Origin of the sequence: Blautia sp. aa_0143 (assembly GCF_004167315.1) — a bacterium.
Taxonomy (GTDB): domain Bacteria; phylum Bacillota; class Clostridia; order Lachnospirales; family Lachnospiraceae; genus Blautia_A; species Blautia_A fusiformis.
In genome coordinates this window covers 84,844-98,831 of record NZ_RCXU01000016.1, presented here as the reverse complement: position 1 = coordinate 98,831, position 13,988 = coordinate 84,844, and the positions used below count along the sequence as shown (strand labels likewise).

The 13,988-nt window shown below is 43.6% G+C and carries 13 protein-coding genes; 2 read left to right on the top strand and 11 right to left on the bottom strand.

Going from position 1 to position 13,988, the window contains the following annotated elements:
• The first annotated feature begins 341 nt into the window (after positions 1-341).
• Positions 342-1,193 (top strand): tyrosine-type recombinase/integrase, encoded by an 852-nt coding sequence (locus EAI83_RS09905; protein WP_118753252.1) that lies wholly within the window; start codon positions 342-344, stop codon positions 1,191-1,193.
• Positions 1,186-2,337, top strand: a complete 1,152-nt coding sequence (locus tag EAI83_RS09900; protein ID WP_118753251.1) for an IS91 family transposase — start codon at positions 1,186-1,188, stop codon at positions 2,335-2,337. Before EAI83_RS09905 ends, EAI83_RS09900 begins: the two co-directional genes overlap by 8 nt.
• A 282-nt stretch (positions 2,338-2,619) precedes the next feature.
• Here the strand turns inward: EAI83_RS09900 and EAI83_RS09895 are convergent, their stop codons facing one another.
• The 11 genes from EAI83_RS09895 to EAI83_RS09845 all read right to left on the bottom strand — a co-directional run bounded on the left by EAI83_RS09895 (position 2,620) and on the right by EAI83_RS09845 (position 13,963).
• Positions 2,620-3,231, bottom strand: coding sequence for a class I SAM-dependent methyltransferase (locus EAI83_RS09895; protein WP_021650335.1), 612 nt, complete (start codon positions 3,229-3,231; stop codon positions 2,620-2,622).
• Between the two features lie 56 nt (positions 3,232-3,287).
• Complete coding sequence (locus EAI83_RS09890) at positions 3,288-3,509, bottom strand: peptidase M50 (RefSeq protein WP_129975257.1); 222 nt, start codon at positions 3,507-3,509, stop codon at positions 3,288-3,290.
• A 52-nt stretch (positions 3,510-3,561) separates the two neighbouring features.
• The gene (locus EAI83_RS09885; protein ID WP_227945552.1) at positions 3,562-4,233 is read right to left on the bottom strand and encodes a hypothetical protein; all 672 of its coding nucleotides are present in this window, start codon (positions 4,231-4,233) and stop codon (positions 3,562-3,564) included.
• A gap of 328 nt (positions 4,234-4,561) precedes the next feature.
• The gene (gene tuf / locus EAI83_RS09880) at positions 4,562-5,755 is read right to left on the bottom strand and encodes an elongation factor Tu (RefSeq protein ID WP_015526359.1); all 1,194 of its coding nucleotides are present in this window, start codon (positions 5,753-5,755) and stop codon (positions 4,562-4,564) included.
• Between the two features lie 126 nt (positions 5,756-5,881).
• Positions 5,882-8,005 carry an elongation factor G gene (fusA, locus tag EAI83_RS09875; protein ID WP_276505122.1) on the bottom strand — a complete coding sequence of 708 codons (2,124 nt, stop codon included), beginning with the start codon at positions 8,003-8,005 and terminating at the stop codon, positions 5,882-5,884.
• An 18-nt stretch (positions 8,006-8,023) separates the two neighbouring features.
• Complete coding sequence (rpsG, locus tag EAI83_RS09870) at positions 8,024-8,494, bottom strand: 30S ribosomal protein S7 (protein WP_059086633.1); 471 nt, start codon at positions 8,492-8,494, stop codon at positions 8,024-8,026.
• A 229-nt stretch (positions 8,495-8,723) separates the two neighbouring features.
• Entirely contained in the window at positions 8,724-9,143 is a 420-nt protein-coding gene (gene rpsL / locus EAI83_RS09865) for a 30S ribosomal protein S12 (RefSeq protein ID WP_015526360.1), read from the bottom strand.
• A gap of 203 nt (positions 9,144-9,346) precedes the next feature.
• Positions 9,347-11,869, bottom strand: coding sequence for a YfhO family protein (locus EAI83_RS09860; protein ID WP_129975255.1), 2,523 nt, complete (start codon positions 11,867-11,869; stop codon positions 9,347-9,349).
• Between the two features lie 484 nt (positions 11,870-12,353).
• Entirely contained in the window at positions 12,354-12,758 is a 405-nt protein-coding gene (locus EAI83_RS09855; protein WP_022426578.1) for an ACT domain-containing protein, read from the bottom strand.
• A gap of 183 nt (positions 12,759-12,941) precedes the next feature.
• Entirely contained in the window at positions 12,942-13,199 is a 258-nt protein-coding gene (gene spoIIID, locus EAI83_RS09850; protein WP_021653046.1) for a sporulation transcriptional regulator SpoIIID, read from the bottom strand.
• Between the two features lie 89 nt (positions 13,200-13,288).
• Positions 13,289-13,963, bottom strand: a complete 675-nt coding sequence (locus EAI83_RS09845) for a TMEM165/GDT1 family protein (protein WP_129975253.1) — start codon at positions 13,961-13,963, stop codon at positions 13,289-13,291.
• Between the last annotated feature and the right edge of the window lie 25 nt (positions 13,964-13,988).

Here is a 13,988-nt window from a genome sequence, read left to right as displayed (position 1 = left end):
TCTGGTTGGCTAAACCTTGGATAAACCGGAATCCCACCGGCTTGACTACACACCCTTAGCTGGGCGCACAACTGGAATTGAACAAAATCGCTGCGCGATGGCCTACCAAGGCTATGGCATAGCGATTTTCTTTTTTCTATAACAAAACAGTGGAAAGCAAGTCCTAAAAGTAGTATTGTTAAGTCACCACAACGAAACAATCAAACAGGATCGACCTTCCCACTGCCTATGAAAAGAATACCACCCTTCCGCTTGGTTGGCAAGCGGTTTTATGACCCAAATGCACCTCCATATAAAGCAGTGTTCTGGATAACTACTGATTTTATATGGAGGATTTTATTATGTATGAAAAATATTTAGAACAGCTTGAGGAAGCCGGAAAAATCCGTAACCTTAAAGAACGTTCCATCAACTGCTATAAAAACTATGTCTCTTATTTTCTGAAATATCAGAATAAGAATCCTGAAGAGCTTACCTGTCAGGATGTCAGGACTTTTTTGCTTGCGAAAAAAGAGGAAGGACTGAAAGCCACAACCTTGAATCTCTATAATTCTGCTATCCGTTTTTTCTATCGGAATGTCCTGCATATCCTTTGGGATGATATCACGGTTCCGCGTATGATCCTGGAACATAAACTTCCGACTGTACTGACCGCCTCTGAGATTGACCGTTTGTTATCTGCTGTTGACGATATCAAATATAAGGCTATGTTCGCAATCATGTATTCTTCTGGCATGAGGGTTTCTGAAGTGATCCATCTTCACTATGATGACATCTCACGTTCAAATATGCAGATCCATGTCCGGGATACGAAAAACCGGATGGACCGCTATACCATTCTCTCTAAGCGTTGTCTGGATATCCTTACACAATACTGGTTTGAGAAAGGTCGTCCCCGTGGCATCCTGTTTCCAAATAAATTTACCGGTAATTACCTGACAGTCAGTACTTTGGAACAGGTCATGCGGCGGGCAGTAGCTGATGCTGAACTTCCGAAGACAGCAACCCCGCACTGTCTGCGCCATAGCTTTGCAACCCATCTGATGGAACAGGGCATAGAACGGCAGAACATTCAAGCTCTACTTGGACACCGTGATCCGAAATCCACGGAAGTATATCTTCATGTCAGCAACAAATCCCTGATGGGCATTCAAAGCCCTTTTGACAGGAAAGAAGGTGCCGGCCATGAATAAACCCACCGTCCAGGATATTTTCCGGCATTTTTATCCGGCATACCTTGAAAGCTGTTCCCCATCCCCGGAACAGGCAAAAGTTGCCCGGAACATCCTGAAGTGCAAAACAGGAGCTTATGGTGCGAATGTCAGTGTATGCGAAGACTGTGGTGCTGTCCAGATCCATTATAATTCCTGCCGGAACCGTTGCTGTCCCATGTGTCAGGCTGTTCCGAAGGAAATGTGGATGGATGCTCGCAGAGAGGATGTGCTTGATGCCCCTTATTTCCATCTGGTGTTTACAGTCCCTGATATTCTGAACTCTGTCATTTACAGTAACCAGAAACTGTTATATGACACGCTGTATCATGCGGCTTCCGCTACCATTCAGGAACTGACATCCGACCCAAAGCACCTCGGGGCTTCTGTTGGTTATATCTGCATCCTGCATACATGGGGCTCAGAAATGAATTTTCATCCCCATATCCATACGATACTGCTTGGCGGCGGCCTGACACCGAAAAATGAGTGGAAAGACAATGGTACGGAGTTTTTTCTACCCATATGGGCTATCTCCAGAGTCTTTCGTGAGAAATATATGGATGAGTTGAAAAATCTCTGGAATACAGATCAGCTTGAGTTTCATGGAACAGCAGAAAAATACCGTAATCATTATGCTTTCAAAAAGCTGATAGATTCCTGTTATGATATAGAATGGGTTCCTTACTGTAAGAAAACTTTTAACGGTGCACAATCTGTGATTGATTATCTCGGAAAATATACCCATAGGATCGCTATCAGCAATCACCGCATCATCCATATGGACAATGAAAATGTTACTTTTTCTGTTAAGGATTACCGGAAGGAAGGACAATGGAAGGAACTGACCCTTTCTGGTGTTGAATTTATATGGCGTTTTCTGATGCATGTGCCACCCAGACGTTTTGTCAGAATCCGGCATTATGGGCTTCTATGTTCCCGCAGCAAACACAAAAAGCTCACTTTATGCCGAAATCTCCTCGGATGTAAAAAATATCTTTCAAAGCTCAGGGATAAGGAGATGCCAGAAATATTGAAACAGCTATACGGGATAAACATCTATGTATGTAAATCCTGCGGTGGACATCTTGGGAAACCACAACTGAGAATACCGCAAAGGTGTTAAAATCCAAATCTTTTATATGTTTTCTAAGCCTCAAAATCCTGAGGTTTAATTGTTATACCTATTTATCTGAAAATCCTTGATTTTTGTAGCGTCAGCATAGGAAATCCTGTATAATCATGGATAAGAACAAAAGATTAAAAGTCCATAGGTAGTAGCTACTCGGACGCTCACTTTGTTCAATTAGGTCAAATCGAAAATGGAGTAAACGAAGGGGCAGTTCACTGAAATGTCAAAACTGCTTTTTCGTTTACTCCATCATCGATTCTAACCTAAAGAATTTGGCTATTTCGTTGCAACAATACTTATCCAATGATTTTTTGCATTTGAATACGTTTTGATCTCTGTAAAACCCGCTTCTTTCAAAGCGGCAACAAGTTGTTTAGATGTGTAAATCTTCATACCATTGATCATCTTTGTCCATTTTTCATCTGCGGCATTCGTTCCGTCACTCTCGTTACAAATCAGGAATATGCCTTCGCTTTTCAGCACACGGTTGACCTCGGAAAAGCATTTTACTAATCCTGGCCAAAAGTAAACTGTTTCGAAGGCAGAAACATAATCAAAAGTCGCGTCAGAAAAGGGTATAGCAGATACATCTCCTTGAACTACATTACATTTCCCTTGTTTAATGGCGAGGGCGTTCAATTTTTGAGATTTTGCCACACTAACCTCAGAATAATCCATTCCTGTCACGTGGCCATTTCTACATCTATCAAGCCAGACCGCAATATTTGCTCCGCCGCCACAGCCGACGTCAAGAACTTCAGCATCAGACTTCGTGGAGATATTTGAGAATCCCCATTGCGATAATTTGGCGTGACCGCTGTTCATCATCTTCGTCATCAATTTTCCGCCGAAGCCTTGTGGCTTACGGGTATTTTCAAAAAATCTCATTACAGAATTCCTCCTCCACAAATACCGGTTTTCTTAATTCGACAAACCGGTATTGCTCAATCGTTTTTCTCCGTTAGGAAAATATACAATCCATAAATAAAAAGAACAAGGAATAAAACCGTAGGAATCAATAATCCATTTTCTAAAATACTTATAATCATTCTTCCAGGTGGCGTTACCCATGCAGTTGCTGGATTTTGCATTGCCGCTATTATCATTCCTACAATACCAACAACACTACTTAATGTTAAAAAACCACCTTTTATATTTCTACTCATAATCATTACCTCCTCGTTAAATACCGATTTATCTCTTACATTTTATCATATTCTATCCCAAAACTCTATTCTTAGATTGCCAAAGAGCAGCCTTCCGACTGCTCTTTCTGGCTCCCCAGGCAAGTCTTTCGTGAATACTTCCTGTTGGCATTTGCTCCATTTGTCGCTTTTCTTCTAATGCCTTCTGCTCCTGTATATCCTGTTGTACCGCATCATCTACAGCATTTTCTCCAAGAACACGCACTACCCGGTCATATCTATCAGAAACATCCTGCAATTGTTGTTTTTCATCAAATAACTGCTCTTTTTCTTCACGCACTGCATCTAACTCTCTTTGTATTTGGTTATATGCTTGCTTTGTTTTCTGATATTTGTGTTTCCATTTTTCTACTTCTTCGGCAAGTTCTTTAACCTGTGCAGCCATCGCAGCAATTTTATTTTTCACCTGAGTAAACAGTGGTTTTATTTTCTTATCCCGGTAGGTTGTTGCACGTTCCAATGCACCAGCTTCTGGAAGTAGAGTTTTCACTGTTCCATATTCCTTTATTTCTTTGCTGACATTATCCATTACCGGCTGTAACCGTTCTCTGCGTTCTTCCAGGCTATGCAGATCTTTCTCGGCTTTTTCCGCACACTTCTCAGCTTCCTCTTTATCTTTAACTGCCTGCTCCTTGTCATCTTTTAAAAGCTGGATATTGTGGTAACAATCCGTCTGAAACTGCAATATCATCGTGATCCGGAACGTGCTGAACAGATCAAACAGATCAAAGGCTGGTAAAAAAATTACTCCTGTGAATAGCAAACATTCGCAGGAGTTTTTTTGGCACCGTTTTGGCACCGCTGGTCTTATTTTTCAATTTTAAATTTATCTTTACTTAGTCTTATTGATAAATTTCCTTTAATCTCCGCATTGAAAATTCATAGATGATTTTACTTTCCACCCAACAGAAAAACCCCGGAAACCTTACGGTTCCGGGGTATCTTACGTTTGGACACAATGTACCTTGCGGTACTCAATATATATTAAATTAGGATGTTATACTAATTAACGATTACTCGATGATTGTAGCAACACGTCCTGATCCTACAGTACGTCCACCTTCACGGATAGCAAATGTAAGACCCTGGCTCATAGCGATCGGATGAATCAGCTCGATTGTCATCTCGATGTTATCTCCAGGCATGCACATCTCTGTTCCCTCTGGAAGGTTGCAAACACCTGTTACGTCTGTTGTTCTGAAATAGAACTGCGGACGATAGTTGTTGAAGAATGGTGTATGACGGCCACCCTCGTCTTTAGTCAGAACGTAAACCTGAGCTGTGAATTTTGTATGGCATGTAAGTGTTCCTGGTTTAGCAAGAACCTGTCCACGCTCGATCTCGTTTCTCTGAACACCACGAAGAAGTGCTCCGATGTTATCACCAGCCTGAGCCTCATCAAGAAGTTTACGGAACATCTCGATACCAGTTACAACAACTTTACGAGTCTCCTCTTTGATACCAACGATCTCAACTTCCTCAGATACGTGAAGAACACCAGCCTCAACTCTACCAGTTGCAACTGTACCACGTCCTGTGATGGAGAATACGTCCTCTACAGGCATTACGAACGGTTTATCTGTGTCACGCTGTGGGTCCGGAATGTACTCATCAACAGCATCCATAAGCTCCATGATCTTGTCTCCCCATGGGCCAGCCGGATCCTCAAGAGCTTTAAGAGCAGAACCCTGGATAACCGGAATGTCATCTCCTGGGAAGTCATACTCGGAAAGAAGATCACGGATCTCCATCTCTACGAGCTCAAGAAGCTCCTCATCGTCTACCATATCACATTTGTTCATGAATACAACGATGTAAGGAACACCTACCTGACGGGAAAGAAGGATATGCTCTTTAGTCTGAGCCATAACACCGTCTGTAGCAGCAACAACAAGGATAGCACCATCCATCTGAGCTGCACCTGTGATCATGTTCTTAACGTAGTCAGCATGTCCTGGGCAGTCAACGTGTGCGTAATGTCTACGCTCTGTCTGATACTCAACGTGAGCTGTAGAAATTGTGATACCACGCTCTCTTTCCTCTGGAGCTTTATCGATATCCTCAAAGTTCTCTACTACGTTTCCTGGAACTCTCTCTGCAAGAACTTTAGTGATAGCTGCTGTTAATGTTGTTTTACCATGGTCAACGTGTCCGATGGTACCAATGTTACAATGCGGTTTTGTTCTCTCAAACTTAGCCTTTGCCATTTTAAAATGTCCTCCTTAAAACTTGGCTCTATCAAAATTAGAGCATTTTTTCAGATTTAAACTTGCTAACCTTGATTATATTGCAAACCAAGGTTATTTGCAAGCATTTTATTATTTTATATCAGATCAGTCCTTTTTGGAAAGGATCTTCTCCTGTACAGACTTCGGAACCTGCTCATATTTCTCGAAGAACATAGAGTAGTTACCACGTCCCTGTGTTCTGGAACGAAGGTCTGTAGCATATCCGAACATCTCGGAAAGCGGAACATATCCACGGATCATCTTACCGCCGCCGATATCTTCCATACCCTCGATACGTCCACGACGGGAGTTGATATCACCGATAACGTCACCCATGTAATCCTCTGGTGTAGTAACTTCGACCTTCATGATTGGCTCAAGAAGAATCGGAGCTGCTTTCTGCATAGCATCCTTGAATGCAAGAGAACCTGCAATGTGGAATGCCATCTCAGAAGAATCGACTTCATGGTAAGAACCATCGTATACATTTGCATGTACACCAACTACCGGGAATCCTCCGAGGATACCAGCTTTCATAGCTTCCTCGATACCTTCGCCAACTGCCGGGATGTATTCCTTCGGAATAGCACCACCAACAACTGTGGACTCGAACTTGTACAGCTCTTCTCCGTTGGCATCCATAGGCTCGAATTTAACTTTACAGTGGCCATACTGTCCACGACCACCAGACTGTTTAGCATACTTGCTGTCTACATCAACAGGCTTGGTGATTGTCTCTTTGTAAGCAACCTGAGGTGCACCAACGTTAGCCTCAACCTTGAACTCACGAAGAAGACGGTCAACGATGATATCCAGGTGAAGCTCACCCATACCAGCGATAATGGTCTGTCCTGTTTCCTGATCTGTATGAGCACGGAATGTCGGGTCCTCCTCAGCAAGCTTAGCAAGTGCCTCACCAAGTTTGCCCTGTCCAGCTTTTGTCTTAGGCTCGATCGCGAGCTCGATAACTGGCTCCGGGAACTCCATGGACTCAAGGATTACCGGATGCTGCTCGTCACAGATTGTATCACCTGTTGTAGTGAATTTGAATCCGATCGCTGCAGCGATATCACCGGAGTAAACCTTATCCAGCTCCATACGTTTGTTAGCGTGCATCTGAAGGATACGTCCAACACGCTCTTTTTTATCTTTTGTGGCATTCAGTACATAAGAACCGGAGTTCATTGTTCCTGAATAAACACGGAAATAAGCAAGTTTTCCTACGAATGGGTCAGTCATGATCTTGAATGCAAGAGCGGAGAACGGCTCATCATCAGATGAATGTCTCTCAACTTCGTTGCCGTCAAGGTCAACACCCTTGATAGCCGGGATATCTGTAGGAGCCGGCATATACTCAAGGATTGCATCCAGAAGTTTCTGAACACCTTTGTTTCTGTAAGCGGAACCGCAGCAAACCGGTACTGCTGTACACTCACATGTAGCTTTTCTGAGGACAGCTTTCAGTCTGTCTACAGAAGGCTCATCTCCCTCAAGATACTCCATCATGAGGTCATCATCCAGCTCGCAGATCTTCTCGATCAGCTCTGTATGATAAAGTTCTGCATCTTCCTGCATATCCTCCGGGATATCAACGATAGAGATATCGTCGCCCTTGTCATCATTGTAGATATATGCTTTCATCTCGAAAAGGTCGATGATTCCTTTGAAGTCATCCTCTTTTCCGATCGGAAGCTGAAGGCAGATAGCGTTTTTACCAAGACGAGTCTTGATCTGCTCTACTGCACCGTAGAAGTTTGCACCAAGGATATCCATCTTATTGATGAATGCCATACGAGGTACATTGTAGGTATCAGCCTGACGCCATACGTTCTCTGACTGCGGCTCAACACCACCCTTAGCACAGAAAACGCCGACAGCACCATCAAGTACACGAAGGGAACGCTCAACCTCAACAGTGAAGTCTACGTGTCCTGGTGTATCAATGATGTTGATACGATGCTCAAGAGCACCTGGCTTTGGTTTGCAGTTCTCCTCAAGAGTCCAGTGACATGTTGTAGCAGCGGATGTGATTGTGATACCACGCTCCTGCTCCTGCTCCATCCAGTCCATTGTCGCTGTACCTTCATGAGTATCACCGATCTTGTAGTTAACACCTGTGTAATAAAGAATACGCTCTGTAAGAGTTGTTTTACCAGCATCGATATGCGCCATGATACCGATATTTCTGGTTCTCTCTAATGGATATTCTCTTCCTTCTTTTCCAGCCAATGAATTTTCCTCCTCGAATTAGAAGCGATAGTGAGCAAATGCTTTATTTGCCTCAGCCATCTTGTGCATGTCTTCTTTTCTCTTAACGGATGCACCTGTGTTGTTCATTGCGTCCAGAAGCTCATTAGCCAGTCTTTCTTCCATTGTCTTCTCGCCTCTCTTACGTGAGAACATTGTAAGCCAACGAAGAGCAAGTGCCTGACGTCTGTCTGCTCTTACCTCGATCGGAACCTGATAAGTAGCACCACCGATACGTCTTGCTTTTACCTCGAGAACTGGCATGATGTTGTTCATAGCCTCTTCAAATACTTCAATTGCTGGTTTACCAGCTTTTTCCTCTACTCTGGTGAATGCACCGTATACAATTTTCTGAGCAACACCTTTCTTACCGTCTAACATGATGTTATTGATAAGCTTGGTAACCACTTTGTTATTGTACATCGGGTCAGCCAGAACGTCTCTTTTCTGAGTATGTCCTTTACGTGGCACGTTACTTCCCTCCTTAATCATATTGATTATATCATCGGTACTCACGCAGTAAAACTATTGCATGTTCGCACTGGTAAGGTCCTATATTTAACCCGCAACCGACAGGGTATATGGAATACCGTACAAATCTTTATAGTCTTCCGCTGTAATACATTAGATGAATAATATCTTTGTAATCCTCCTGATTATCTGCAATCAGGAAGCGGCGTAGATTTCTGATCTACAAAAATTATTTTTTAACTTTAGGTCTCTTAGCTCCGTATTTGGAACGAGCCTGTTTTCTGTTAGCGACACCTGCGGTATCAAGAGTACCTCTGATGATGTGGTATCTTGTACCAGGTAAGTCCTTAACTCTTCCTCCACGGATAAGAACAACGCTATGCTCCTGAAGGTTGTGACCCTCTCCTGGAATATAACTTGTTACCTCGATACCGTTGGAAAGACGAACTCTGGCGATCTTTCTAAGAGCTGAGTTAGGCTTTTTAGGAGTAGCTGTTTTAACAGCAGTACAAACACCACGTTTCTGTGGAGCAGCCTGATCAACTGCTTTCTTTCTTAAAGAGTTGTATGTTTTCTGCAGAGCCGGTGCTGTAGATTTTTTAACAGCTGTCTGACGGCCCTTTCTTACTAACTGGTTGAATGTTGGCATTCCATTTCACCTCCCGATTTATTTCTCCATGGGCTTTCCCATGGGGCCTTGCGGTTGCTATTTACAAATTACGGCATGCGAAAATATAACGTTTCATTCGCACGCTTGCTCATTATAGACCGTAAATACAGGGCTTGTCAAGGTGTTTTATAAAGAATTTTTGCTGATTTTACAGGGGTTTTACACGGTTTTCTACATAGATGTCACAACCTGCCGGAAATACCCATTTTTCTTCTGCTGATATACCAGAGTATTCCCAGTATTCCTGCTATTAATATAGAAAGAACTGCTCCCGCCTGCAGCCCCGGAGTCCGATATTTCATAGTAACCGTATGTGTCCCGGCCGAAAGCTTTACACCGGTAAGCCCCTGGATGCTTTTCCCATTGACCTTTTTCCCATCTACATAAATCTGCATATCAGGATCATAAAATATGCTGAGAAGGAGCATTCCATCCTTTGCTGCAGCTATGGTACCCTTTCCATTCTTCAGATCCATCTGCCGGGAAGAAAGCATTTCATAGATCTCATCCAGGTCCGATTCCCGGTAAGTTCCCAGAACCGCTTCCTGCATTCCGGTTTCCGCAGTTACATGCACAACCGTATCCGTATTATAAGTGCCAAGATCCAGGAAATTATTATTCCAGTAATCGGATTTCTGCTCCTGGCCGTTGATCGTTACAGTTTCCGGCTCTGTTCCCGGGATATAAAGATACCCATGCTCTCCTTCTTTCAGCGAAATATCAAAATCCACAGTCCCGGCCCATACTGCTTCTGAAGACACCGTCTGCATTTTGTACAGTCTTTTTCCCGCAATACCGCTAAGTAGCCGGTTCTGAACCTCAAGTGGATCTGTTCCTTCCATTGCATAGTCCAGTACGGAATCACTGACCATATATCCTGCTTTCAGTGCTCTCGAATTCTCATAGAGATCAAAGGACTGGCTTTCTCCGATTTTTTTATAAACAGTATGAAGCTTTCTTGTATTCCTGCAAAACAGATATCGTATTCCCAGAAGCATATCCGTCACTTCCGTGGATCCTGCATACTGAAAACGATTTTCCAGATTTTCAAAGCCCATGTTTTTTACAAAATCCCACATTTCCTCTGTATTAGTAGAGGAATACATAGATATCCCGTTCAGCTGATACAGCATCTCTTCATTCCTCACAAGAGGATTTACGATGGCGGCACGGTAATCCACCTGATCCACACCGGCAGATTCCAGTAATCCACAAACCTCCTGCTCACTTTCCACATAAATATCACGGTTTGCGGTTCCATTATCTGTAATACTGACGATTCCGTGAATTCCTGTCTCTGCAAGGATCAGCACTGCCAGCACCAGACATCCCAGCTTTCGGATCTCCACACAGCAGAAGGCATGACCGGACAGTTTTCCACAGATACACCGTTCCGTCCACATAACCAGAAAGAATACTGCAAGAACCCCTGCTGTAAGCAGAAGTCCCCAGATATTTCCACTTTTGATCCCCACAACGATACAGAAGCCCTCTGCAGCGATCAGTCCGGCAAAAATTCTTCCTGTGCTTTCATTTTCCACATTTCCCCATGCATCACAGGACATTTTCAACAGCAGAAATATCAGGATGAACACAAAACGATTGGGGATTCCCACAGGTTTATGCAATCCGTGAAAAAGCAAATTCAGCGCTGTGATATGGATCCCCGCAAAATACAAAACGATCAATATACCTGTTACGATTTTTTCTGCTGTGCGGATTTCTTTATTCAGAAAATAAATTCCGGCAAAAAGCAGCACTGCACAGCCACAGTAAAGGTTCACATCTCCCTGGTCGCCGGATTTTACAAAGGACAGGGAATCCTCGAATAGTGCGCCCAGCTGTTTCCAGATATCTCCGTACACTCCCGAAAGTCCGGTGCCTGCCTTTTCCGCCGCTGCAGTTCTGGATACCGCAGCAATTCCGGGGATCAGTGTGATTCCTGCAAGTCCGGCTCCGGCAACAGACGCCCCGGCAAATTTCAATAATGAAAAACGGATTTTCTCCGGCCGCCGACCGGATTCTGCCGCAGCCAGCTCTGCCAGATAATAAAAAGCAGCAAATGTGCATAACATAAATCCCATATAATAGCTGGTTAAAATACAGTACCCCAGCACCAGACAATACCCTCGCCATTTTCCGGTATGCACCAGCTGTTCAATAAGATATGCAAGCACCGGAAGAAGCATGATACAGTCCAACCACATCACATTGTTGTAATAGCCTATAAGAAAATCAGACAGTGCGTACATACAGCCAAGAGAAACTGCCATACTTCCTCTGCCCGGATATTTTTTTCCGGAATACCATGCCATGGATACGCTGCAAAGCCCTGCCTTGATCAGGATCACCGCAGTGACAGCCTCGTTTACATACATGAATTTCATAAACAGCAGTATTAGGAAGCTGAACGGACTGCAGAGATAATAGCAAAACAATCCGTAAAAATTATATCCCATGGCATGTGCGGACCAGGTCCAGCCCGTTCCCTTTCCAAGCTGCTCTGAAAGTTCCCTGTAAAAGGCTGTATACTGATGGACTCCATCTACCACCAGCGCCGAATTCTCTCCAAAAGGATAAACACCCTTCAATGCAAAGCCCAGCGTAAAGATCAGCACCGGAAACAGAAACGCCAGGAGATAGATCCACCCTCTGTTTCCCTGTTTTTTGTTTTTTTCCGCTTTCTGTATTCTTATTGGTCTCATTTCATTTCCTCGTCTGTCTGCAGTAATTCTAGGCCGTTCTGTTCTGGACAGCTGAATTATCTATCGGCTGTTATTTTCTGAAATACTGTTATTTCTTTTCCGTCGTTTTTTCCTACTGTATCATGTTTTTGTGAAATTACTGCGAATTTTTCAGAGCAAAAGAAAAAAGCTGTCACATCATTGGAGACACAGAAAACTCCGCCGACGTAACAGCTTCTTTCTGAAGGAATCTGTGTACGCTGATCCACAGATCTCTTCATGGGTGTAATTATTAACTTTATGTGATGAGTTTTTTAGTTCCCGGCCTGTATGATACGGATATTCACATATCCTGAGGTGGCTGTTTACAGGTTAAGAACTATTATGGATATATGATAGCATGGCCATATACATTTGTAAAATTGATATTTCGTGTTTATAATATAGAATATTTTAATATTTATCAAACGGATAAAAGCCTCTACCACACGGTAAAATCCTGTTTTTATAAAACGGTATAGCCTCTGGATTTCAGGCAGGATCTCACTTCCATGATATCCTCGGTATGGAATACCATGATCGGCTTGCCGGAATCACGGTTAAAGGAGAGGTACAGATAATCCACGCTCACATTACTGTCCTTCAGTGTAAGAAGCAGATCATTCAGATTTCCAGTCTTATCCTCAACCTCCACTCCGATCACCTCGATCACGTGGCAGAGATATCCTGCAGCGATCAGAGCCTCCATTGCCTTATCCGGCTCCGAAACTACCATTCGTACGATTCCGTACTCTGCGCTGTCATTGGTCACAGAGCCCAGAATGTTGATATCCTCGTCCTTCAGGATACCGGTAATGTTCTGCATAACACCCTTTTTATTTTCTGCATAGATGGATAACTGTTTCAGCATGATAAAATCCTCTCTTTCCTATGTGCTTTATTTTGCTGTTCTATCGTATGATAAATCTTCGCACATCTTATCAGGTATGTCAACCAGAGCAAGCCGGATAATAACACAGACATTCATATTTTAGTTTACCCGGCTCCATAAACACTGATATTTTATGATCAACATTTAACCCGGCCCGCCTGTTCACCGCATGTGAGCATGGAGATATTTTTCCCTAGTAGCGATACCTCCCCGGATATGTCGCTCCTGCTTGTTTACATCCAGTACCTTGCGAACTTCTATGGCCAGAGCCGGATTGATCACTTTCAGGCGTTCTACGCAATCCTTATGTACCGTACTCTTACTGATTCCGAATTTCTTAGCTGCCTGCCGCACCGTAGCCTTTGTTTCAACAATATATCCTGCGATCTCAACTGCACGTTCTTCAATATAATCCTTCACTGCCAAGCCCCCGAAGACGCTTTTTTACAGTGTATGCGGAGGCTTTTTCAGGTATGAGCCCTATTCTGCGCAAAGCTCCTTATAATAATTTAATTCTTTTTCGCCTGCTTATAAAGCACAAGACAGACGATCACAAACACAACCGTAACCGCTACGGTAAGCGGAAGGATCATAGAAGAGCCCGCCCCAAGCAGAAGGCCAAATCCCTGTCTCAGCGTCAGGATTCCAAAGATGGAAAAAATAACAAATGCAACTATATTGAGGATTCCCTCCGGTGCCTTGCTTTTCAGAAGATATCCGATCAGAAGTCCGATCACATCCGCTGCAAAAAGTCCCAGTGAACAGGCAAGCCATACCAAAACCGCTGAACTCAGTCCCTCATTGGCACCAAATGTAATTGCGGTAAGCTGTGTCTTATCCCCCAGCTCCGCAACAAAAAATGTGCAGAATACAGACAGCGGTGCAAATCTGATCTTACGATCCTTAACATTCTCTTCCTCATCATCGTCACCCTTCAGCGTTGTCACCGCAAAAAACAGGAACGCTGCACCTGCGATCAGACGGATCAGCCAGGTAGGGACCACGGTACTGATAATACCTCCTGCAAGCACTGCCAGTCCGTTGAGCACCAGGACAGCAACACCGGTTCCAAGCAAAATATCCTTCAGCTTGAACCTGGAAGTCATTGCCACCAGCATCAGCTGTGTTTTGTCACCCATTTCCGCAATAAACTGGGTAAAAAGCACTTTCATAAATAACAGCATTTTTCTTCTCCTTTGCATATTCATC

Excerpts from the sequence above, each read along its gene's own strand:
- EAI83_RS09905 (WP_118753252.1), top strand. The coding sequence starts at position 342 with ATGTATGAAAAATATTTAGAACAGCTTGAGGAAGCCGGAAAAATCCGT.
- EAI83_RS09900 (WP_118753251.1), top strand. The coding sequence starts at position 1,186 with ATGAATAAACCCACCGTCCAGGATATTTTCCGGCATTTTTATCCGGCA.
- EAI83_RS09895 (WP_021650335.1), bottom strand. The coding sequence starts at position 3,231 with ATGAGATTTTTTGAAAATACCCGTAAGCCACAAGGCTTCGGCGGAAAA.
- EAI83_RS09890 (WP_129975257.1), bottom strand. The coding sequence starts at position 3,509 with ATGAGTAGAAATATAAAAGGTGGTTTTTTAACATTAAGTAGTGTTGTT.
- tuf (WP_015526359.1), bottom strand. The coding sequence starts at position 5,755 with ATGGCAAAGGCTAAGTTTGAGAGAACAAAACCGCATTGTAACATTGGT.
- rpsL (WP_015526360.1), bottom strand. The coding sequence starts at position 9,143 with ATGCCAACATTCAACCAGTTAGTAAGAAAGGGCCGTCAGACAGCTGTT.
- EAI83_RS09860 (WP_129975255.1), bottom strand. The coding sequence starts at position 11,869 with ATGAGACCAATAAGAATACAGAAAGCGGAAAAAAACAAAAAACAGGGA.
- EAI83_RS09855 (WP_022426578.1), bottom strand. The coding sequence starts at position 12,758 with ATGCTGAAACAGTTATCCATCTATGCAGAAAATAAAAAGGGTGTTATG.
- EAI83_RS09845 (WP_129975253.1), bottom strand. The coding sequence starts at position 13,963 with ATGCTGTTATTTATGAAAGTGCTTTTTACCCAGTTTATTGCGGAAATG.